The organism is Pseudomonas sp. SIMBA_067, from assembly GCF_046534675.1.
Classification (GTDB): domain Bacteria; phylum Pseudomonadota; class Gammaproteobacteria; order Pseudomonadales; family Pseudomonadaceae; genus Aquipseudomonas; species Aquipseudomonas putida.
In genome coordinates this window covers 1-267 of sequence record NZ_JAWRYH010000522.1, presented here as the reverse complement: position 1 = coordinate 267, position 267 = coordinate 1, and the positions used below count along the sequence as shown (strand labels likewise).

Here is a 267-nt window from a genome sequence, read left to right as displayed (position 1 = left end):
ACCGCGAATACCTGCGGATCAAAGAGGGCAGCTGGTTTCACCCCGAAGCCGGGATGCAGTACAGCGAATCGACCCGCGTGAAGCAGGCCGGAATCCCCTGGCTTGCAGAACGTCTCGACCTGCAACTTCCGACACCACCGGAAGACAAGCGCTATGCGGCCTAGGCAGTACGCGGCCCAGATCCTCCAGCTCAAGACCCGCGAGGAGCGCAACGCTGCGCTCCAGGAGGTTCCTGAAGAATGGCGTGACCTGGTACGCAAGCACTGC

Annotated in this window: 1 pseudogene; it reads left to right on the top strand. The window is 62.2% G+C overall.

What is annotated here, in order from left to right:
* Positions 1–164, top strand: a pseudogene (locus tag SB765_RS30155) (DNA-binding protein); the annotation flags it as partial.
* Positions 165–267: the final 103 nt, after the last annotated feature.